Source organism: Pseudomonas sp. MF6396 (assembly GCF_002018915.1).
GTDB classification, from domain to species: domain Bacteria; phylum Pseudomonadota; class Gammaproteobacteria; order Pseudomonadales; family Pseudomonadaceae; genus Aquipseudomonas; species Aquipseudomonas palmensis.
Genome location: NZ_MVOK01000001.1, coordinates 78,842 through 97,580 on the forward strand (window position 1 = coordinate 78,842; position 18,739 = coordinate 97,580).

An 18,739-nucleotide genomic window follows, 5' to 3' on the forward strand; every position below is an offset into this window, starting at 1 on the left:
TCGGCCATCCTACTCGCGGCCACCGGGCCTGACAGCCCCGCCCAGCAAAAAACCGCAAGTTTGTGCAAGCGCACGGGGCGGCCCGCGCCGGACACTGCAGGCTGTCGTGAGGAGTGCATGCCATGAACCTGTCGTTGTACCTGCTGACCGTGCTGATCTGGGGCACCACCTGGATCGCCCTGAAACTGCAACTGGGGGTGGTGGCCATCCCGGTGTCCATCGTTTATCGCTTTGCCCTGGCGGCGCTGGTGCTGTTTGCCGTGCTGTTGATCGGGCGGCGCCTGCAGGTGATGAACCGGCGCGGGCACCTGATCTGCCTGGCCCAGGGGCTGTGCCTGTTCTGCGTGAACTTCATGTGCTTTCTGACGGCCAGCCAGTGGATTCCCAGCGGCCTTATCGCGGTGGTGTTCTCTACCGCCACGCTGTGGAACGCACTCAATGCGCGGGTGTTCTTCGGGCAGCAGGTGGCGGCCAACGTGCTGGCGGGTGGGGCGCTGGGGCTGGGCGGGTTGGGGCTGCTGTTCTGGCCGGAGCTGGCCGGGCATGCGGCCAGCCGCGAAACCCTGATCGGCCTGGGCCTGGCGTTGCTGGGTACGCTGTGTTTCTCGGCGGGCAACATGCTCTCGAGCCTGCAGCAGAAGGCCGGCTTGCGGCCGATGACCACCAATGCCTGGGGCATGCTCTACGGGGCCGGAATGCTGGCGCTGTACTGCGTGGTCAGCGGCATACCGTTCGCGATGGAATGGAATGTGCGGTATGTGGGGTCGCTGCTGTACCTGGTGATCCCGGGGTCGGTGATCGGCTTTACCGCGTACCTGACGCTGGTGGGGCGCATGGGGCCGGAGCGTGCGGCGTACTGCACGGTGCTGTTCCCGCTGGTGGCGCTGAACGTGTCGGCGTTCTACGAGGGGTACCAGTGGACAGCGCCGGCGCTGGGCGGGCTGGTGCTGGTGATGCTGGGCAATGTGCTGGTGTTCCGGAAGGGGCGGGTGGTGACGCCTTCGCCGGCAAGGCCGGCGCCTACCAGGGCCGCGTAACCCTTGCAGGAGCCCGCCTTGCGGGCGAATGGCAGCCTTACTTCCACACCTGCGGGTTCACCAGGTCGCGCGGGCGCTCGCCCAGCAGTGCCGCGCGCAGGTTGTCGATGGCACGGTTGGCCATCGCCTCGCGGGTTTCGGCCGTGGCCGAGCCCACATGCGGCAAGGTCACCGCATTGGCCAGCTGGAACAGCGGCGACTCGCTCAGCGGCTCTTTCTCGTACACATCCAGCCCTGCACCGCGAATCGTGCCCTGCTGCAACGCCGCCACCAGCGCCGCCTCATCCACCACCGGCCCTCGCGACACGTTGACCAGAAACGCACTGGGCTTCATCAGCTTCAGTTCGCGCTCGCCAATCAGGTGCCTGGTGTTGGCCCCCAGCGGCACCACCAGGCACACGAAGTCGGCTTCGGCCAGCAGTTGATCCAGGCTGCGGTACTGCGCGCCCAGTTCCTGCTCCAGCGCGGTCTTGCGGCTGTTGCCGCTGTAGATCACCGGCATGTTGAAGCCGAACCGGCCACGCCGCGCAATCGCCGCGCCGATGTTGCCCAGCCCGACGATGCCCAGCGTCTTGCCATGCACGTCGCTGCCAAAGTGTGCCGGGCCCACGGTGGCTTTCCATTCGCTGGCCTTGGTCCAGGCGTCCAGCTCGGCCACCCGCCGCGCCGCGCTCATGATCAGCGCAAAGCCGAGGTCGGCGGTGCTTTCGGTGAGGACGTCAGGGGTGTTGGTCAGGGCGATGCCGCGCTGGTTGAAGTAGGCCAGGTCGTAGTTGTCGTAACCCACCGACACGCTCGATACCACCTGCAGCTGCTCAGCGTTGTGCAGCTGCGCTTCGCCCAGCTTGCGCCCCACCCCGATCAGGCCGTGGGCCTGGGGCAGCGCTTCGTTGAACTGGGCATTGATGTCGCCCAGCTTGGGGTTGGGCACGATCACGTTGAAGTCTTGCTGCAGACGCTCGACCATCGGGGCGGTGATGCGGCTGAAGGCCAGTACGGTCTTTTTCATCGGCGAACTCGCTGCGGGCAGGGGAGAATGGGTAGCACGCTATCATTCTCCGCCGCCCCTGTGCAGCAAGATTTCAGGTGGCGATGAGCAGCTCGTGGGTCTTGAGGTCGGCCTCGTGGGCCGCGAGGATCTCCGGCAGCGAGTTGCGCAGGTACTCGACCCAGGTCTTGATCTTCGCATCCAGGTACTGGCGCGAAGGGTAGATCGCGTACAGGTTCAGCTCCTGCAGGCGGTACTCGGGCATCACCCGTACCAGGCTGCCGTCGCGCAGGCCGTCGATGGCCGAGTAGATCGGCAGCACGCCCACGCCCATGCCGCTGCGGATCGCCGCCTTCATGGCATCGGCCGAGTTCACCTGGAAGGGCGCCTGGGTGATGTTCACCACCTCCTGGCCCTCGGGGCCGTCGAACAGCCATTTTTCCAGCGGGATCACCGGGCTCACCATGCGCAGGCAGGCGTGCTTGAGCAGGTCGGCCGGCTTGTGCGCCACGCCGTGGCGCTTCACGTATTCGGGCGAGGCGCACACGATGCTGTAGGTGATGCCCAGGCGCTGCGACACGAAACCCGAGTCCGGCAGCTCGCTGGCGAGCACGATGGACACGTCGTAGCCCTCGTCCAGCAGGTCGGGCACGCGGTTGGCCATGGTCAGGTCGAAGGTCACGTCGGGGTGGGTTTCGCGGTAGCGGGCGATGGCGTCGATGACGAAATGCTGGCCCACGCCGGTCATCGAGTGCACCTTCAGTTGCCCGGCCGGGCGCGCATGCGCGTCGCTGGCCTCGGCCTCGGCTTCCTCCACGTAGGTGAGGATCTGCTCGCAGCGCATCAGGTAGCGCTTGCCCGCTTCGGTCAGTGCGATGCGCCGGGTGGTGCGGTTGAGCAGGCGGGTTTGCAGGTGCGCTTCAAGATTGGAAACCGCCCGCGACACGTTCGCGGTGGTCGTATCCAGTTGCACGGCAGCGGCGGTGAAACTGCCGACTTGCGCGACGCAACTGAAAGCACGCATGTTTTGCAGGGTGTCCATGGGGCGCTCTCAAGGAAGACGACAGAATTGTGACATGAAGTAACCAAAGCAGTCTTCAGACTAAAGCCGGATTATCGCGGTTTTCGTAACAAAGATTCGCAGTAAAGCACGCTTATCGCCAGTGCGGCGGCCCCCTAGAATTGCGTCACCTAGCGTCATCCACCTTACTAGTCGGGAACTCGCAGCTGTGCCGCGTCGCATCATCAGAGCGCTGAATGCGCTCAGTGTCTGTGCCTTTAGCTTGACCTTGAGCGGCTGTATCGGAACCTGGGGCATCGCCCCGCAAAGCAAGACGCTGCAAGCCAATACCCTGACCACCGACGCGGCCATCCGAGCAGCCGCGCAGGATGCCCACTGGCCCGACCAGCAATGGTGGCAAGCCTATGGCGACCCACAACTGGCGCGTTGGATCGCCCTGGCGCTCCAGGGCAGCCCGACCATGGCCATGGCCGCTGCCCGCGTGCGTGAAGCCAGGGCCATGGCCGGGGTGATCGAGGCCGACGAAAAACTGCAGGTCAACGGCCAGTCCAGCCTCAAGCGCCACAACTGGCCCGAAGACCAGTTCTATGGCCCCGGCGCGCTGTCCGGTGCCAACACCTGGGACAACAATGCCACCCTGGGCCTGAGCTATGCGCTGGACCTGTGGGGCCGCGAGCGCAATGCCAGCGAGCAGGCCGTGGACATGGCCCACATGAGCGTGGCCCAGGCGCGACAGGCGCAGCTCGAACTGCAGAACAACATCGTCAAGGTGTACATCCAGCTGTCGCTGCACTTTGCCCAGCGCGACATCGTCAAGGCCGAGCTGGCCCAGCAGGAGCAGATCCTGGCCCTGGCCGAACGGCGCCTGGCCGGCGGCATCGGCACCCATTTCGAGGTCAGCCAGGCGCAGACGCCGCTGCCCGAAACCCATCGCCAGCTCGACAGCCTCGATGAAGAAATCGCCCTGGCGCGCAACCAGCTGGCCGCGCTGGCCGGCAAGGGCCCGGGCGAGGGCGCGCAGTTGCAGCGGCCGAATCTCTCGTTGGCCACCGCGCTCAAGCTGCCGTCGGCGCTGCCTGCCGAGCTGGTGGGTCAGCGTCCCGACGTGGTTGCCAGCCGCTGGCAGGTGGCGGCCCAGGCGCGCGGTATCGATGTGGCGCATGCCGGCTTCTTCCCCAACGTCGACCTGGTCGGCGGGCTCGGCTTCATGGCCACCGGCGGCGGTGCGCTGGAGTTTCTCACCGGGCGCAAGTTCAACTACAACGTCGGCCCGGCCATCAGCCTGCCGGTGTTCGACGGTGGCCGCCTGCGCTCGCAACTGGGCGTGGCCTCGGCCGGCTACGACATCGCCGTGGCGCGCTACAACCAGACCGTGGTCGAGGCCCTCAAGGGGGTGTCCGACCAGTTGATCCGCCGCCACTCGATGGACGAGCAGCAGCACTTTGCCGCCGAGTCGGTGGCCTCGGCGCAGAAGACCTACGACATCGCCATGATCGCGTTCCAGCGCGGCCTCACCGACTACCTCAACGTGCTCAATGCGCAGACCCTGCTGTTTCGCCAGCAGCAGATCCAGCAGCAGGTGCAGGCCGCGCGCCTGACCGCGCATGCCGAACTGGTCACCGCCCTGGGCGGTGGGCTGGGCGCCGGCAACGATGTGCCGACGCCGGATAAGCAGGCCGCACCGGCCACCCCGCGCACCCTGGCGGTGTTCGACAAATGAGCGCCATGACCCTGCCGTTTCGCTGGCTGGCATCACTTGAATGGCGTCGCGGCTTCTTCGAATGGGCGCGCAGCGACGGCGTCACCTGGGTGTACATCTTCAAGGTGCTGAGCGCGGCGTTTCTCACCCTGTGGCTGGCCATGCGCCTGGAGCTGCCGCAGCCGCGCACCGCGATGATCACCGTGTTCATCGTGATGCAGCTGCAGAGCGGCCACGTGTTCGCCAAGAGCTTCTACCGCCTGCTCGGCACTCTGGCCGGTTCGTCGGTGATGGTCGCGCTGATCGCGATCTTCCCGCAGAACACCGAGCTGTTCCTGCCCAGCCTGGCGATCTGGGTGGGCATCTGCTCGGCGGGGGCGATGCGCTACCGCAACTTTCGCGCCTATGGCTTCGTGCTGGCCGGCTACACCGCGGCCATGGTCGGCCTGCCGGCCCTGCAGCACCCCGACGGTGCATTCATGGCGGCAGTGTGGCGGGTGCTGGAGATCTCCCTGGGCATCCTGGTGTCGACCCTGGTCAGCGCCGCGATCCTGCCGCAGTCGGCCAGTGCCTCGATGCGCAACGCCCTGTACCAGCGCTTTGGCGTGTTCGCCGGCTTCGTCGCCGAAGGCCTGCGCGGCGACAGCCAGCGCGACCGTTTCGAAAGCAGCAACGTGCGCTTCATCGCCGAGGCGGTGGGCCTGGAAAGCCTGCGCAGCGTGACCGCCTTCGAAGACCCGCACATGCGCCGGCGCAACGGCCGCCTGGGCCGCATGAACAGCGAGTTCATGGCCATCACCACGCGCTTCAACGCCCTGCACCAACTGCTCGAGCGCCTGCGCCAGCGCGGCCCGCTGCAGATCGTCACGGCCATCGAGCCGGGCCTCGATGCCCTGGCCAACCTGCTCGACGGCTATGCCGGGCGCTCGCTGACCCACGCCGATGCCGCACGCCTGGCCGAGCAACTGGCCGCCTACAAGGATGACCTGCCCGAGCGGGTACGCAGCCTGCGCGCCGCCTACCTCGACACCGCGCCCAGCGACGCCGACCTGCTCGACTTTCACACCGCCTACGAACTGCTGTACCGCTTCGTCGACGACCTGCACAGCTATGCCCAGACCCACGCCTCGCTGGCCGAGCACAGCCACGCCCGTGAGCAATGGGACGAACCCTACGTGGCCCAGACCAACTGGCTGGTGTCGCTGGCTGCCGGCGTGCGGGCCGCGTTCATTCTGCTGGTGCTGGGCAGCTTCTGGCTGGCCACGGCGTGGCCCAGCGGGGCCATGATGACCCTGATCGCGGCGGCCACCGTGGGCCTGTCGGCGGCCACCCCCAACCCCAAGCGCATGTCGTTCCAGATGGCCTGCGGCACCCTGTTCGGCGCGCTGGTGGGGTTCTTCGAAACCTTCTTCGTGTTCCCCTGGATCGACGGCTTCCCGCTGCTGTGCATGGTGCTGGCGCCGGTGTTCGTGGTGGGCGCGTTCCTGGCCTCGCGCCCGGCCTACGCCGGTTATGGCCTGGGCCTGCTGATCTTCTTCTCGACCGGCTCGGTGCCCGACAACCTCACCGTGTACAACCCCTACACCTTCGTCAACGACTACATCGCCATGGTCATCGGCATGCTGGTGTGCGCGGCGGCCGGGGCGATCATCCTGCCGCCCAACAGCCGCTGGCTGTGGAGTCGCCTGGAGCAGGACCTGCGCGGCCAGGTGCTGTTCGCCATCAGCGGGCGCCTGCGCGGGCTGGGATCGGCGTTCGAGAGCCGCACCCGTGACCTGCTGCACCAGGCCTATGGCCTGGCCGTGGGCCAGCCCCAGGTGCAGAGCAAGCTGCTGCGCTGGATGTTCGTGGTGCTGGAGGTGGGCCACGCGATCATCGAGCTGCGCAAGGAACAGGCGATACTCCCGGTGCACCCGTGCTATGCCGAGTCCCAGCCCTGGCGCCAGGCCATCCGCGTGATGGGCCGGGCGCTGGCGCGGCTGTTCCTGCAGCCCACCGCCAGCAATCACGAGCGTGCGCTGGTGGCAGTGGACCATGCGATCAGCCGCGTGCAGGCCACCGACGAACCTTTCGCCCGGCACTTCGACACCTCGGCCCTGCGCCGGGTGCAGAGCTACCTGCACTTCATCCGTACCTCGCTGCTCGACCCACAATCGCCGCTGGCCCACCTGCCCGCGACGCAAGGACTGCCCGATGCCCCGTGAAATCGCCTTCCACGGCCTGTACATGCCGACCATGACCTTGATGTTCCTGTTCGCCGCAGGGCTTGCCTGGGGGCTGGACCGGTTCATTGCCGGGCATGACGGCTACCGTTTTTTCTGGCACCCGGCGCTGCTGCGCCTGTGCCTGTTCATTTGCCTCTTTGGCGCCATGGCGCTGACCGTCTACCGTTGAGACCCTAGTCGATGAAAAAGTTTTTCAGCCTGATCGCCACCTTGCTGGTACTGGCAGCTGCCGTGGCGATCGGCCGGCAATTGTGGGTGCAGTACATGAACACGCCCTGGACCCGTGACGGGCGGGTACGCGCCGACATCATCAACGTGGCCGCCGACGTGCCCGGCTATGTGGTGGACGTGCCGGTGCGCGACAACCAGCTGGTGAAGAAGGGCGACCTGCTGATCCAGATCGACCCCGAGCACTACGAGGTGGCGGTCAGGCAGGCGCAGGCGCTGGTAGCCTCGCGCAAGGCCACCTGGGAGATGCGCAAGGTCAATGCGCACCGGCGTGCCGACATGGACAACCTGGTGATCTCGAGGGAGAACCGCGACGACGCCAGCAACATCGCCAACTCGGCCCTGGCTGACTACCAGCAGGCCCAGGCGCAGCTGGCGGCGGCAGAGCTGGACCTCAAGCGCACGCGCATCCTGGCCACGGTGGACGGCTACGTGACCAACCTCAACGTGCACCGCGGCGACTATGCGCGCACCGGTGAGCCGAAGATGGCGGTGGTCGACAAGGACTCGTTCTGGGTCTACGGCTTCTTCGAGGAGACCAAGCTGCCGCACGTGAAGGTAGGCGATCAGGCCGACCTGCAGATGATGAGCGGCGAGGTTCTCAAGGGGCATGTGGAGAGCATCTCGCGCGGCATCTATGACCGCGACAACCCTGAAAGCCGCGAGCTGATCGCCGACGTCAACCCCACCTTCAACTGGGTGCGCCTGGCCCAGCGGGTACCGGTGCGCATTCACATCGACGAGGTGCCCGAAGGCTTCCTGCTGGCAGCGGGCACCACCTGCACGGTGGTGGTCAAGCCGCGCGATTGAGCGCGTGCCGCTGCCATGGCGAACGTTCAGCGGTGCATGAACTGCGGCTCGCGCTTCTCGGCGAAGGCGGCCATGCCTTCCTTCTGGTCTTCGATGGCGAAGGTGGAATGAAACAGCCGGCGCTCCTGGCGTACGCCTTCGCTCAAGGTGGTTTCGAAGGCGCCGTTCACCGCCTCCTTGGCCATCATCGCTACCGGCCCGGAGTAGCCGGCGATCCGCGCCGCGACACGCAAGGCTTCGTTGAGCAGCGCCGCGTCGCTCACCACCCGGCTCACCAGGCCGCAGCGCTCGGCTTCGTGGGCGTCCAGGGTGCGCCCGGTGAGCACCATGTCCATGGCCTTGGCCTTGCCGATGAAGTGCGCCAGGCGCTGGCTGCCGCCGGCACCGGGGATGGTCCCCAGCTTGATTTCCGGCTGGCCGAAGCGCGCGCTCTCGGCGGCGATGATGAAGTCGCACATCAGCGCCATCTCGCAGCCACCGCCCAGTGCGTAGCCGGCCACCGCGGCGATCACCGGTTTGCGAAAGCTGGCCAGGCGCTCCCAGTCCACGGTCACGAAGTCGCTGGTGTACACGTCGATGTAGTTGCGGTTGCGCATGGCCATGATGTCGGCCCCGGCGGCGAACACCGTGTCGGTGCCGGTCAGCACCACGGCGCGCACGCTGCGGTCCTGTTCCAGGCGGTCGAGCACGCCGGCCAGCTCCGCCGCCAGTTCGGCGCACAGGGCATTGAGCGACAGCGGCCGGTTGAGGCGAATCAGCGCCACCGCGTCAATCTGTTCCAGCAGCAGGTAATCGAGTTTCATCCGTGTAGTCTCGTTCAAGGGGTGAGTGCAAGGGGGCGTCAGAGATGACGCGCATCGACCAGTACCGGGCAACCGGCCTTGTCGATGACTTTGCTGCTGATCGAGGGGTCGAACATGCGGTCCAGCCGCGACAGGTGGCGGTGGCCCATCACGATCAGGTCGCTGCCCAGGCGCTTGGCCTCGGCGACGATGCTCGACACCGGGTCGCCATTGACCAGGTTGCCTTCGGTCTGGAAGCCGCGTTCGCGCAGGTGGGTCACCGCCTGCAGCATGCTCATGTCGGCCACCTGCTGTTCATGGCTGGCCGCCGGGTATTCGGTTTCGTCCTGCGGGCTGATGTGGCCGTCCTGTTCGGGCAGCGCGTAGGCACGGTCGACCGCCAGCAGCACATGCAGGCGATGACGGGTCTGCTCGCAGAACGTGCTGACGGTTTCCAGGATGCCGTGGCTGCGTGGCGAGCCATCGATGGCGATCAAAACGACGCTGTACATGGGGCAGGGTCCACTCACTGTGCAAAGAGCAGCATTCTTGAAAAAGCATGCGGCGCGGTAAATGGTGCAGCGTGCAATGACTAGTTGCGCCACATGCAGGGGCTGTGAGCGCGGCGGAAACTGTTAAGCTTTGCCCCGGACTCAACGAAGCAATGAATGGATGCTTGCCATGCACTTTCCAGATATGAATTTGCTGGTCGCGCTGGATGCGCTGCTCGATGAAGGCAGTGTGGTCGGCGCGGCGCGGCGGATGAACCTGAGCCCCGCGGCCATGAGCCGTACCCTGACGCGCATTCGCCATGCGGTGGGTGACCCGATTCTGGTGCGCGCCGGCCGCGGCCTGGTGCCCACGCCCAAGGCCATGGCCCTGCGCAGTCAGGTGCGCAGCGTGGTGGAGCAGGCCAACCAGGTGTTCAGTTCCAGTGACGAGGTCGACCTGCAGAGCCTGGAACGGGCCTTCAACCTGCGCGCCAACGATGTGTTCATCGCGCCCTTTGCCGCGCCCCTGCTGGAAACCATGCGCGAACAGGCGCCGCACACGGTGCTGCGCTTCGTGCCCGAAGGCGAGGGCGGCGACGAGGACGCCGCACTGCGCGACGGGCGCCTGGACCTGTACATCAGTGCCACGCGCAACCTCGGCCCCGAGATCAAGGTGCAGAGCCTGTTCTCCACCACCTTCGTCGGCCTGGCGCGGGTCGATCACCCGATCTTCGATGACGAGATCACCCCCGAGCGCTTCGCCGGCTACGAGCAGATCAGCGTGTCGCGCCGTGGCCGCGCCGCCGGCCCGCTCGATGCGGCGCTGGCCGGCATGGGCCTGCAGCGGCGCGTGGCGCTGATCACCCCGAGCTTTCATTCGGCGATGTTCTCGCTGCCCGACTCCGAGTTGCTGCTGGCGCTGCCCGAGCACGTGCTGATGAGCGTGGCCCGGCTCGGCCTGCCGCTGCGCTCGTTCCGCATCCCGATGGCGCTGGAGGCGGTGACCATCATGCAGGCCTGGCACCCGCGCTTCGACAACGACCCCGCCCACCGCTGGTTGCGCCAGACCCTCAAGGAATGCTGCTCCAGGCACTACGCCTGAGCCCGGGGCAGGCACGCGTTATCGATGGCTTTTGTGGATTGCGTTTGACGCAGCAATAAACTGCGAATATGTCAGTTTTCGTCATCTATTGGCCTCCATAGACTTGCCGGGTACTTAACTACCCGGAGTCCTCCTGCCATGTGTGTGCCTTTTTTCTGCCGTGCTTCAGCGCCTGTGGGCGGGGGCCGGCCATGACGTCGCTGGCGGCCCAGGCGCCCTTGGGGGCCACCCCGGCGCCCGCTGCGGCGCCTGCCAAACCGGCCGCCCCGGCTGCCTTCGGCCTGCGTATCGTGGTGGGCCTGGTCGGCGTGCTGCTGGCGGTGCTGTGCGCCGGCCTCAACGAGATGGTCACCAAGATGGCCCTGGCCGACATCCGTGGCGGGATGCACATCGGCGCCGACGAAGGGGCCTGGCTGGTGGCGCTGTACTCGGCCACCTCGGTGTCGGCCATGGCCTTTGCGCCCTGGTGCTCGGTGACCTTCTCGCTGCGCCGCTTCACCCTGTGTGCCATCGGCGCCTTTGCCGTACTGGGGCTGCTCTGCCCGTTTGCACCCAACCTCGAAAGCCTGATGCTGCTGCGCACCCTGCAAGGCCTTGCCGGGGGCGCGCTGCCGCCGATGCTGATGAGCGTGGCGCTGCGCTTTCTGCCCCCCGGCATCAAGCTCTACGGCCTGGCCGGCTACGCCCTGACCGCGACCTTCGGGCCAAGCCTGGGCCTGCCGCTGGCGGGCATGTGGACCGAGTATGTCGGCTGGCAGTGGGCGTTCTGGCAGATCATCCTGCCCTCGCTGGTGGCCATGGGCTGCGTGGCCTGGGGCCTGCCGCAGGACCCGTTGCGCCTGGAGCGCTTCAAGCAGTTCGACTGGCGCGGCCTGTTGCTGGGGCTGCCGGCCATCTGCTCGATCGTGATCGGCCTGTCCCAGGGCGACCGCATGGGCTGGTTCAACTCGCCGCTGATCTGCTGGCTGCTGGGCGGCGGGGTGGTGCTGCTGGTGCTGTTCATGATCAACGAATGGTCGCACCCATTGCCGTTCTTCAAGCTGCAGATGCTGCGCAACCGCAACCTGACCCACGCCCTGATCACCCTGGGCGGGGTGCTGGTGGTGCTGTCGGCCGTGATCATCATCCCCACCAACTACCTGGCCCAGGTCCAGGGCTATCGGCCCGTGCACAGCGGCCCGGTGATGCTGCTGGTGGCGCTGCCGCAACTGCTGGCGCTGCCGCTGACCGCGGCGCTGTGCAACATCCGCGCGGTGGACTGCCGCTGGGTGCTGGCCATCGGCCTGGGCATGCTCGCCATGTCATGCCTGGGCGGCACGCAGATCACCTCGCAGTGGGTGCGCGAAAACTTCTATGTGCTGCAACTGTTCCAGATCTTCGGCCAGCCGATGGCGGTGATCCCGCTGCTGATGCTCGCCACCGGCGGCATGACCCCGCAGGACGGCCCGTTCGCCTCGGCCTGGTTCAACACCATCAAGGGCCTGGCTTCGGTGGTGGCCGCCGGGGTGCTGGAGGCCCTGACCACGGTGCGCCGGCATTTCCACTCCAACATGCTGGTGGACAACCTGGGCAACTCGCCGCTGGCTGCCAGCGATGCGCCGGGGCTGGCCAGGCGCATCCATGAGCAGGCCGTGGTGCTGACCTCGGCCGACCTTTACCTGTGCATGGCGCTGCTGGCACTGGCGCTGATCGTGCTGATTCCCTTTGTGCCTACCCGGATCTACCCGCCGCGTGCAGTGGCCTAGTCCCGTCGAGAGAGAAAGACATGACCTCAAGTAAAACTTCCAGACTCACCCTGATCGCCGTGGCGGTGATCGTCGTCGCCGGCCTGGCCTATGTGGCGCTGCCCGCGCTGTTCGGCAGCGGCGGCACGCAGTCCACCAACGATGCGTACGTCACGGCCGACTACACCGTGGTGGCGCCCAAGGTGTCGGGCTTCATCAAGGCGGTCCACGTCGAGGACAACCAGCAGGTCAAGGCCGGCCAGGTGCTGGCGCAGATCGACGACCGCGACTTCCAGGCGGCGCTGGCCGCCGCCGACGCGCAGTTGCTGATGTCCCGCGCGCAGTACCAGAACGCCCGCGCCACCCTCGAACGCCAGGCTTCGCTGATTGCCCAGGCCCAGGCCACGGTGGCTGCCGACGAGGCGGCGCTGGCGTTCGCCAACCATGAACTGACCCGTCACACCCGCCTGGCCGAGCAGGGCGCCGGCACCGTGCAGAACGCCCAGCAGGCGCGCAGCCGGGTCGACCAGGCCCAGGCACGCCTGGCCAACACCCGTGCGGCGCTGGCCGCGGCACGCAAACAGGTGGACATTCTCACCGCGCAGGTGGAGGCGGCCCAGGGCGGCCTCAAGCATGCCGAGGCCGCGCTGGACCGTGCCCGCCTGGACCTGTCCTACACGCAGATCGTCGCACCCATCGACGGCATGGTCGGCGAGCGCGCCGTGCGCGTGGGCGCCTACGTCAACCCGGGCGCACGGCTGCTCTCGGTGGTGCCGCTGGCGCAGGCCTACGTGGTCGGCAACTTCCAGGAAACCCAGCTGACCCACGTGCAGCCAGGCCAGGCAGTGCTGGTGAGCGTGGATACCTTTGCCGGTGAACAGCTGCGCGGCCATGTGCAGAGCGTGGCCCCGGCCACCGGCCTGACCTTTGCCGCAGTCAAGCCGGACAACGCCACCGGCAACTTCACCAAGGTGGTGCAGCGCATCCCGGTGAAGATCGTGCTCGACGCCGACCAGCCATTGCTCAGCCGCCTGCGCGTGGGCATGTCGGTGATCGCCAGAATCGATACCCAGAGCCCGGCCAGGGCCCAGGCCGGCAACGAGGTCAGCGCTCGATGAACTTCGCACAGGCTACTTCGCCCTTGCTGCTGGGCGCCACGCTGACCCTCGGCGCCTGCAGCCTGGGCCCCGATTTCGAAGCGCCGCGCTCCACCGCGCCGTCGGCCTGGCCGACCCTGCAGGAGAAGGCCGGCCCCAGCCAGCCCGAGGCGACACCGCTGCAGGCGCGCTGGTGGGAGCAGTTCAACGATGCGCAGCTGTCGTCACTGGTGCAGCGCGCGGTCGAACGCAACCTGGACCTGCAGGTGGCCACCGCCCGGCTGATGCAGAGCCGCGCGGTGCGCAGCAGCATTGCCTCCGAGCAGTACCCGTCGGTCGACCTGAACGGCAACTACAGCCGCGCCCGCAACAGCGAGGATGGCCTCAACGACCCGTCCGGCAAGAACGGCAAGTCGGCCTTCAACCTGTGGCAGGGCGACTTCACCGCTGCCTGGGAACTGGACCTGTGGGGCCGGGTGCGGCGTGAGGTGGAGGCCGCCGACGCCAGCGTCGAGGTGGCCGAAAACGACCGCCAGGGCGTGCTGCTGTCGTTGCTGGCCGAGACCGCCCACGACTATATCCAGCTGCGTGCGGTGCAGAGCACCCTGGCGGTGATCCGCGAGAACCTCGACGTGTCGCGCCACAGCCTGCGCCTGTCGCAGATGCGCCTGAACGATGGCGTGGCGACCAACCTCGACGTGGCCCAGGCCAAGGCGCAGGTGGCGTCCATCGAGGCGCGCCTGCCCACCCTGGAAGACCGCCAGGCGCAACTGATCAACGCCCTGAGCCTGCTGCTGGCCGAACCGCCACGCAGCCTGCAGAGCGAACTGCTGCAACCGGCACCGATGCCGCAGACCGCGCAGCGCTTTGCCATGGGCCTGCCCTCGGAACTGGCCGAGCGGCGCCCCGACATCCGCCAGGCGCAGGCGCAACTGCACGCCGCCACGGCCAGCATCGGGGTGGCCAAGGCCAGCTTCTATCCGAGCATCCGCCTGTCGGGCAGCGCGGGGTTCCAGTCGCTGCAACTGTCGGACTTCGGCAACTGGAGTTCGCGCCGGTTTGCCATCGGCCCGCAGTTGAGCCTGCCGATCTTCGAAGGCGGGCGCCTGACCGGCGTGCTCAAGCTGCGCGAGGCGCAGCAGCAGGAAGCGGCTGTGCAGTACCAGCAGGTGGTGCTGCGCGCCTGGCACGAGATCGACGATGTGCTGCGCCTGTACAACGCCAGCCAGCTGCGCCGCGACCTGCTCGACGAAGCGGTGCGCCAGAGCCGGGTGGCGCTGGACACCGCGCGCAACCAGTACGTGGAGGGCGCGGTCGACTTCCTCAACGTGCTGACCGTGCAGAGCGCCTTGCTGGCCAACCAGGAGCAGTGGGTCGAAAGCTCGGCGGCGGTGTCGCTGGCCATGGTCGGCCTGTACAAATCCCTGGGTGGGGGCTGGCAGTCATTTGCCCCACCGGCCCAGGCCAGCGCTGAACTCGATCGAGGGCAGCGGTCAAAGCACCCATGAGGCCTGCGCCGGCCGTGCCCCGGCACGGCCGGCGCCGCGCCGGGGTTCACATGTCATCCAGAAAAGGACGCAGGTATGAATATTTCCTTGCACGGCAAGCGTGCGATCGTCAGCGGCTCCACCGCCGGTATCGGCTTTGCCATTGCCCACGGGCTGGCCGAGGCCGGTGCCGAGGTGGTGGTCAACGGGCGCACCAAGGCCCGTGTCACGCGCGCCGTCGAACAGATCCAGCGCAAGTTGCCCGGGGCCAAGGTCAAGGGCATTGCGGCCGACCTGGGCACGGCCGAGGGGGCGGACATCCTGTTTGCCAAGGAGCCGGAAACCGACATCCTGGTCAACAACCTGGGCATCTTCGAGCCCAAGGGCTTCTTCGAGATCAGCGACGAGGACTGGCAGCGCTTCTTCGAGGTCAACGTGATGAGCGCGGTGCGCCTGTCGCGCCATTACGCCAAGGGCATGGCCACGCGCGAGTGGGGCCGGGTGCTGTTCCTGTCGAGTGAATCGGCGCTGCAGATCCCGACCGAGATGGTGCACTACGGCACCACCAAGACCGCTCTGCTGGCAATTTCCCGCGGGCTGGCCGAGACCCTGGCCGGTACCGGCGTGACCGTCAATGCGGTGCTGCCGGGCCCGACCCGCTCCGAAGGCGTGGGCGGCTACTTCAGCCAGATGGCCAGGGAGCAGGGGGTGGACATCGAGACGCTGGAGGCCCGGTTCATTGCCGAGCACCGCCCCAGCTCGGTCATCAAGCGCCTGGCCACGGTCGAGGAGGTCGCCAACATGGTGGTCTACCTGGCCTCGCGCCAGGCCAGCGCCACCACCGGCGCAGCCCTGCGCGTGGATGGCGGCGTGGTTCGTTCCATCGCCTGATGCACCCTGCCGCGCCCGGGCGAGCGACTCGCCCGGGCGCGGCCTTCAGCCGGCAATCGCCGGCAGGCTGGCCGGTTGCAGCCCGTAGTCGAACTCGGCGAACAGCCGGGCAAAGCGCTTGAGCGATTCGGGCGCGTCCATGCGTTCCATCACCACTTCGATGAACACCAGCGTGTCGGCCTGTGCGGCCTGGGCCAGCGCATCTTCGAGCTGGTCCTCGGTGTGCACGGTGAAGCTGCGCGAGCGCTCGCGGGTGTCCAGCACGCTGGCCAGTTGCGCATAGCGCCAGGGGTTCACGTCGTTGTAGCTGGCATGCTCGCCCAGGATCAGCCGTTCGATGGTGTAGCCATCGTTGTTGATCAGGAAGATCACCGGCTTGAGGTTGTGCGCCAGAATCGTCGACAGCTCCTGCACGGTCATCTGCAACGAGCCGTCGCCGATGAACAGCAGTTGGCGGCGTGTCGGTGCGGCCAGCAGGCTGCCCAGCAGCGCGGGCAGGGTGTAGCCGATCGAGCCCCAGATCGGCTGGGTGATGCAGGTTGCCCCGGTCGGCAGGCGCAGGCCGCTGATGCCCGCCGACGAGGTACCGCTTTCGGCGATGACCAGGTCGTCGGCTTCGATCAGGTGGCCGATGCGCTGCCAGAAGCGCAGCTGGCTCAGCGGCTTGCCCGACAGCGCGGCGAACGCCGGGCTGGCACTGAACGGCGGGATGCGCTGGGCGCGGCGCTCGCGTGCCAGCGCCTGTTGGCCCAGCGCCTGGAGCACCTGGCCCAGGCTCACGGCGGTGTAGTGCTGCCTGGCGATCGAGGCCGCGTAGGCATGCAGCTGGATCAGCGCGCCGTCCATGAAGCTGTGGGAGAACAGCGCGGTGCTGGTGTCGGTGAAGCGTGCGCCAAGGCTGATCACGCAGTCGGATTGCTCCAGTGCCGCACGCACGCCGGGCGCGGAGCCGGCACCGGCGTAGGTGCCGAGGAACAGCGGGTGCGACTCGGGCAGCATGGCCTTGGCCGGCGGCAGGCAGGCGAAGGGCAGGTCGAAGCGCTCGATCAGCTCGAGCACCTGGGGCACCAGGCCAAAGCGCGCCACGTCCATGTCCACCAGCAGCACCGGCGAGCTGGCGGCATCCAGGCGTGCCACCAGCGCCCGTACCACCGCTTGCAGTTGCCCCGGCTCGCTGCGCGGCTCGCTCAGTTGCAGCGGCGTGTCGGGCACCTCGATCGGCAGGGTGGCCAGGTCGCTGGGCAGTTGCAGGTACACCGGGCGGCGTTCGCGGTAGCAGGTCTGCAATACGCGGTCGATTTCCATGGCGGCGTTTTCCACGGTGATGCGCGCCTGGGCCACGGTGAACTGGCGCAGGGTCACCATGATGTTGTCGTAGTTGCCGTCGCCCAGGGTGTGGTGCATCAGGGCCCGGTCGATGATCGCGTGCAGCGGCGGCATGCCCGACACCATGATCACCGGCACCCGCTCGGCATAGGCGCCGGCGATGCCGTTGAGTGCACTGAGGTCGCCCACCCCGTAGGTGGTCAGCACCGCGCCGAAGCCCTGGGTGCGGGCGTAGCCGTCGGCCGCGTAGGCCGCGTTGAGTTCGTTGCAGTTGCCGATGAAGTCGAGCGTGGGCAGCGCCTCGACCTGTTCGAGCAGGGTCAGGTTGTAGTCGCCGGGCACGCCGAACAGGTGGCGGATGCCGAATTCCTGAAGGCGGCGCAGCAGAAAATCGCCAATGGTCATGTCCATGAGTAGGGGAGCCTCGTGATCCTTGAGAGAGGGTGCGCCGCTAGGGCTGGCGGCGCAGGTCGATGACGTTGCCGGCCTTGCCTTCGGAACGCTTGAGGGTGTGGCACGGGTGCAGCTGGATGTGGGTGCTGATGCCCACGTGCACCTTGATCTGGTGGCTCAGCTGCTGGCAGGCGGCCTGTTGCTGCTGGGCGCTCAGGCCGCTGTGTTCCGGGCGCAGCTCGACGTGTACGGCCAGCACGTCGAGGTTACCCTGGCGGCTGACATGCAGCTGGTACACCGGGCTGAACATCAGCAGCTTGAGCAGTTGCTCCTCGATCTGGCTGGGAAACACGTTGACCCCGCGGATGATCAGCATGTCGTCGCTGCGCCCGGTGATGCGGTCGATGCGGCGCATGGCGCGACCGTTGCCGGGCAACAGGCGGGTGAGGTCGCGGGTGCGGTAGCGCACCATCGGCAGCGCTTCCTTGCTCAGGGTGGTCAGCACCAGTTCGCCGAACTGCCCGTCGGGCAGCACCGCGCCGGTGACCGGGTCGATGATCTCGGGGTAGAAGTGGTCTTCCCAGAGTGTCGGGCCGTCCTGGGTGTCGAGGTGCTCCATGGCCACCCCCGGGCCCATCACTTCCGACAGGCCGTAGATGTCCAGGGCCTTGATGCCCAGGCGCTGTTCCAGCTCGCCGCGCATCTGTCCGCCCCACGGCTCGGCGCCGAAGATCCCGGCGCGCAGCGACAGCGACTGCGGGTCGATGCCCTGGCGTTCGATCTCTTCGGCGATGTTGAGCATGTAGGACGGCGTCACCATGATGATGTCCGGCTGGAAGTCCTTGAGCAGCTGCACCTGGCGTGCGGTCTGCCCGCCCGACATCGGGATCACCGTGCAGCCGAGTTTCTCGGCGCCGTAGTGTGCGCCCAGGCCGCCGGTGAACAGGCCGTAGCCATAGGCGATATGGATGCGGTCGCCGCGCCGCCCGCCCGCAGCGCGGATCGAGCGCGCCACCAGCGAGGCCCACACGTCGATATCGTTGCGCGTGTAGCCGACCACGGTGGGCTGGCCGGTGGTGCCGCTGGAGGCATGCAGGCGCAGCACCTGGTCCATCGGCACGGCGAACAGGCCGAAGGGATAGTGGTCGCGCAACTGTGCCTTGCTGGTCAGCGGGAAGTGCGCCAGGTCGTCGAGGTGCTTGAGGTCGTAGGGGTGCACGTCCAGTGCATGGAACTGCTCGCGGTACCAGGCCACATGGGTATAGGCATGCAGCAGGGTCTGGCGCAGGCGCAGCAATTGGTGCTGGCGCAACTCGTCGAGGCCGGCCTGTTCCAGGCGGTCATCGAACGGTTGGGCGAAGGGCACCGGGGCCAGGGCGGCGACAGGGCTTGCGTGCAGTAAAGTCGATTCGATCGGCATCGGGTCTGTTCTCTACCA

General features: G+C 67.3%; 16 protein-coding genes. 10 read left to right on the forward strand and 6 right to left on the reverse strand.

Going from position 1 to position 18,739, the window contains the following annotated elements; all coding sequences use genetic code 11:
* The first annotated feature begins 122 nt into the window (after nucleotides 1–122).
* On the forward strand, nucleotides 123–1,037 hold the full coding sequence (locus tag MF6396_RS00455; RefSeq protein ID WP_054914866.1) for a DMT family transporter: 915 nt from the start codon (nucleotides 123–125) through the stop codon (nucleotides 1,035–1,037).
* Nucleotides 1,038–1,074: 37 nt separating this feature from the next.
* On the opposite strand, the gene MF6396_RS00460 is transcribed toward MF6396_RS00455, so the two are convergent.
* Both MF6396_RS00460 and MF6396_RS00465 read right to left on the reverse strand, forming a co-directional pair.
* Nucleotides 1,075–2,046: a 2-hydroxyacid dehydrogenase gene (locus MF6396_RS00460; RefSeq protein ID WP_078479502.1), complete on the reverse strand. Its 972-nt coding sequence runs from the start codon at nucleotides 2,044–2,046 to the stop codon at nucleotides 1,075–1,077.
* Between the two features lie 73 nt (nucleotides 2,047–2,119).
* A complete protein-coding gene (locus MF6396_RS00465; RefSeq protein WP_043860975.1) occupies nucleotides 2,120–3,067 on the reverse strand; it encodes a LysR family transcriptional regulator in 948 nt (315 codons plus the stop codon).
* Between the two features lie 187 nt (nucleotides 3,068–3,254).
* Between MF6396_RS00465 and MF6396_RS00470 the strand changes: the two genes are divergently transcribed.
* From MF6396_RS00470 to MF6396_RS00485, 4 genes are read left to right on the forward strand one after another with little or no spacing between them, the layout of a single operon-like run.
* Nucleotides 3,255–4,766, forward strand: coding sequence for an efflux transporter outer membrane subunit (locus tag MF6396_RS00470; RefSeq protein WP_043860976.1), 1,512 nt, complete (start codon nucleotides 3,255–3,257; stop codon nucleotides 4,764–4,766).
* Nucleotides 4,763–6,949, forward strand: coding sequence for an FUSC family protein (locus tag MF6396_RS00475; protein WP_054914863.1), 2,187 nt, complete (start codon nucleotides 4,763–4,765; stop codon nucleotides 6,947–6,949). Before MF6396_RS00470 ends, MF6396_RS00475 begins: the two co-directional genes overlap by 4 nt.
* Nucleotides 6,939–7,139 carry a DUF1656 domain-containing protein gene (locus MF6396_RS00480; protein WP_043860978.1) on the forward strand — a complete coding sequence of 67 codons (201 nt, stop codon included), beginning with the start codon at nucleotides 6,939–6,941 and terminating at the stop codon, nucleotides 7,137–7,139. Before MF6396_RS00475 ends, MF6396_RS00480 begins: the two co-directional genes overlap by 11 nt.
* An 11-nt stretch (nucleotides 7,140–7,150) precedes the next feature.
* Nucleotides 7,151–8,008, forward strand: a complete 858-nt coding sequence (locus tag MF6396_RS00485) for an efflux RND transporter periplasmic adaptor subunit (RefSeq protein WP_043860979.1) — start codon at nucleotides 7,151–7,153, stop codon at nucleotides 8,006–8,008.
* A 26-nt stretch (nucleotides 8,009–8,034) separates the two neighbouring features.
* Here MF6396_RS00485 and MF6396_RS00490 read toward each other — a convergent pair whose 3' ends face one another.
* Nucleotides 8,035–8,811, reverse strand: coding sequence for an enoyl-CoA hydratase (locus MF6396_RS00490; protein ID WP_043860980.1), 777 nt, complete (start codon nucleotides 8,809–8,811; stop codon nucleotides 8,035–8,037).
* 38 nt (nucleotides 8,812–8,849) lie between these two features.
* On the reverse strand, nucleotides 8,850–9,302 hold the full coding sequence (locus tag MF6396_RS00495) for a universal stress protein (RefSeq protein ID WP_043860981.1): 453 nt from the start codon (nucleotides 9,300–9,302) through the stop codon (nucleotides 8,850–8,852).
* 169 nt (nucleotides 9,303–9,471) lie between these two features.
* Here MF6396_RS00495 and MF6396_RS00500 point away from each other — a divergent pair, with 169 nt between their 5' ends.
* The 5 genes from MF6396_RS00500 (at nucleotide 9,472) to MF6396_RS00520 (ending at nucleotide 15,582) form a co-directional block, all read left to right on the forward strand.
* On the forward strand, nucleotides 9,472–10,383 hold the full coding sequence (locus MF6396_RS00500; protein WP_078479503.1) for a LysR family transcriptional regulator: 912 nt from the start codon (nucleotides 9,472–9,474) through the stop codon (nucleotides 10,381–10,383).
* A gap of 191 nt (nucleotides 10,384–10,574) precedes the next feature.
* Entirely contained in the window at nucleotides 10,575–12,128 is a 1,554-nt protein-coding gene (locus MF6396_RS00505) for an MFS transporter (RefSeq protein ID WP_043860983.1), read from the forward strand.
* A gap of 20 nt (nucleotides 12,129–12,148) precedes the next feature.
* Entirely contained in the window at nucleotides 12,149–13,225 is a 1,077-nt protein-coding gene (locus MF6396_RS00510) for an HlyD family secretion protein (RefSeq protein WP_054914861.1), read from the forward strand.
* On the forward strand, nucleotides 13,222–14,712 hold the full coding sequence (locus MF6396_RS00515) for an efflux transporter outer membrane subunit (protein ID WP_078479504.1): 1,491 nt from the start codon (nucleotides 13,222–13,224) through the stop codon (nucleotides 14,710–14,712). Before MF6396_RS00510 ends, MF6396_RS00515 begins: the two co-directional genes overlap by 4 nt.
* Nucleotides 14,713–14,787: 75 nt before the next feature.
* Nucleotides 14,788–15,582, forward strand: coding sequence for an SDR family NAD(P)-dependent oxidoreductase (locus MF6396_RS00520; protein WP_078479505.1), 795 nt, complete (start codon nucleotides 14,788–14,790; stop codon nucleotides 15,580–15,582).
* A gap of 45 nt (nucleotides 15,583–15,627) precedes the next feature.
* Here the strand turns inward: MF6396_RS00520 and MF6396_RS00525 are convergent, their stop codons facing one another.
* A complete protein-coding gene (locus tag MF6396_RS00525) occupies nucleotides 15,628–17,319 on the reverse strand; it encodes an alpha-keto acid decarboxylase family protein (protein WP_043860987.1) in 1,692 nt (563 codons plus the stop codon).
* A gap of 40 nt (nucleotides 17,320–17,359) precedes the next feature.
* Nucleotides 17,360–18,721, reverse strand: a complete 1,362-nt coding sequence (paaK, locus tag MF6396_RS00530; RefSeq protein ID WP_078479506.1) for a phenylacetate--CoA ligase PaaK — start codon at nucleotides 18,719–18,721, stop codon at nucleotides 17,360–17,362.
* Between the last annotated feature and the right edge of the window lie 18 nt (nucleotides 18,722–18,739).

What these genes read in the sequence shown, in the direction of transcription:
- MF6396_RS00515 (WP_078479504.1), top strand. Translation starts at nt 13,222, where the DNA reads ATGAACTTCGCACAGGCTACTTCGCCCTTGCTGCTGGGCGCCACGCTG.
- MF6396_RS00455 (WP_054914866.1), top strand. Translation starts at nt 123, where the DNA reads ATGAACCTGTCGTTGTACCTGCTGACCGTGCTGATCTGGGGCACCACC.
- MF6396_RS00490 (WP_043860980.1), bottom strand. Translation starts at nt 8,811, where the DNA reads ATGAAACTCGATTACCTGCTGCTGGAACAGATTGACGCGGTGGCGCTG.
- MF6396_RS00480 (WP_043860978.1), top strand. Translation starts at nt 6,939, where the DNA reads ATGCCCCGTGAAATCGCCTTCCACGGCCTGTACATGCCGACCATGACC.
- MF6396_RS00465 (WP_043860975.1), bottom strand. Translation starts at nt 3,067, where the DNA reads ATGGACACCCTGCAAAACATGCGTGCTTTCAGTTGCGTCGCGCAAGTC.
- MF6396_RS00485 (WP_043860979.1), top strand. Translation starts at nt 7,151, where the DNA reads ATGAAAAAGTTTTTCAGCCTGATCGCCACCTTGCTGGTACTGGCAGCT.
- MF6396_RS00500 (WP_078479503.1), top strand. Translation starts at nt 9,472, where the DNA reads ATGCACTTTCCAGATATGAATTTGCTGGTCGCGCTGGATGCGCTGCTC.
- MF6396_RS00460 (WP_078479502.1), bottom strand. Translation starts at nt 2,046, where the DNA reads ATGAAAAAGACCGTACTGGCCTTCAGCCGCATCACCGCCCCGATGGTC.
- MF6396_RS00495 (WP_043860981.1), bottom strand. Translation starts at nt 9,302, where the DNA reads ATGTACAGCGTCGTTTTGATCGCCATCGATGGCTCGCCACGCAGCCAC.
- MF6396_RS00475 (WP_054914863.1), top strand. Translation starts at nt 4,763, where the DNA reads ATGAGCGCCATGACCCTGCCGTTTCGCTGGCTGGCATCACTTGAATGG.
- MF6396_RS00510 (WP_054914861.1), top strand. Translation starts at nt 12,149, where the DNA reads ATGACCTCAAGTAAAACTTCCAGACTCACCCTGATCGCCGTGGCGGTG.
- MF6396_RS00505 (WP_043860983.1), top strand. Translation starts at nt 10,575, where the DNA reads ATGACGTCGCTGGCGGCCCAGGCGCCCTTGGGGGCCACCCCGGCGCCC.
- paaK (WP_078479506.1), bottom strand. Translation starts at nt 18,721, where the DNA reads ATGCCGATCGAATCGACTTTACTGCACGCAAGCCCTGTCGCCGCCCTG.
- MF6396_RS00520 (WP_078479505.1), top strand. Translation starts at nt 14,788, where the DNA reads ATGAATATTTCCTTGCACGGCAAGCGTGCGATCGTCAGCGGCTCCACC.
- MF6396_RS00525 (WP_043860987.1), bottom strand. Translation starts at nt 17,319, where the DNA reads ATGGACATGACCATTGGCGATTTTCTGCTGCGCCGCCTTCAGGAATTC.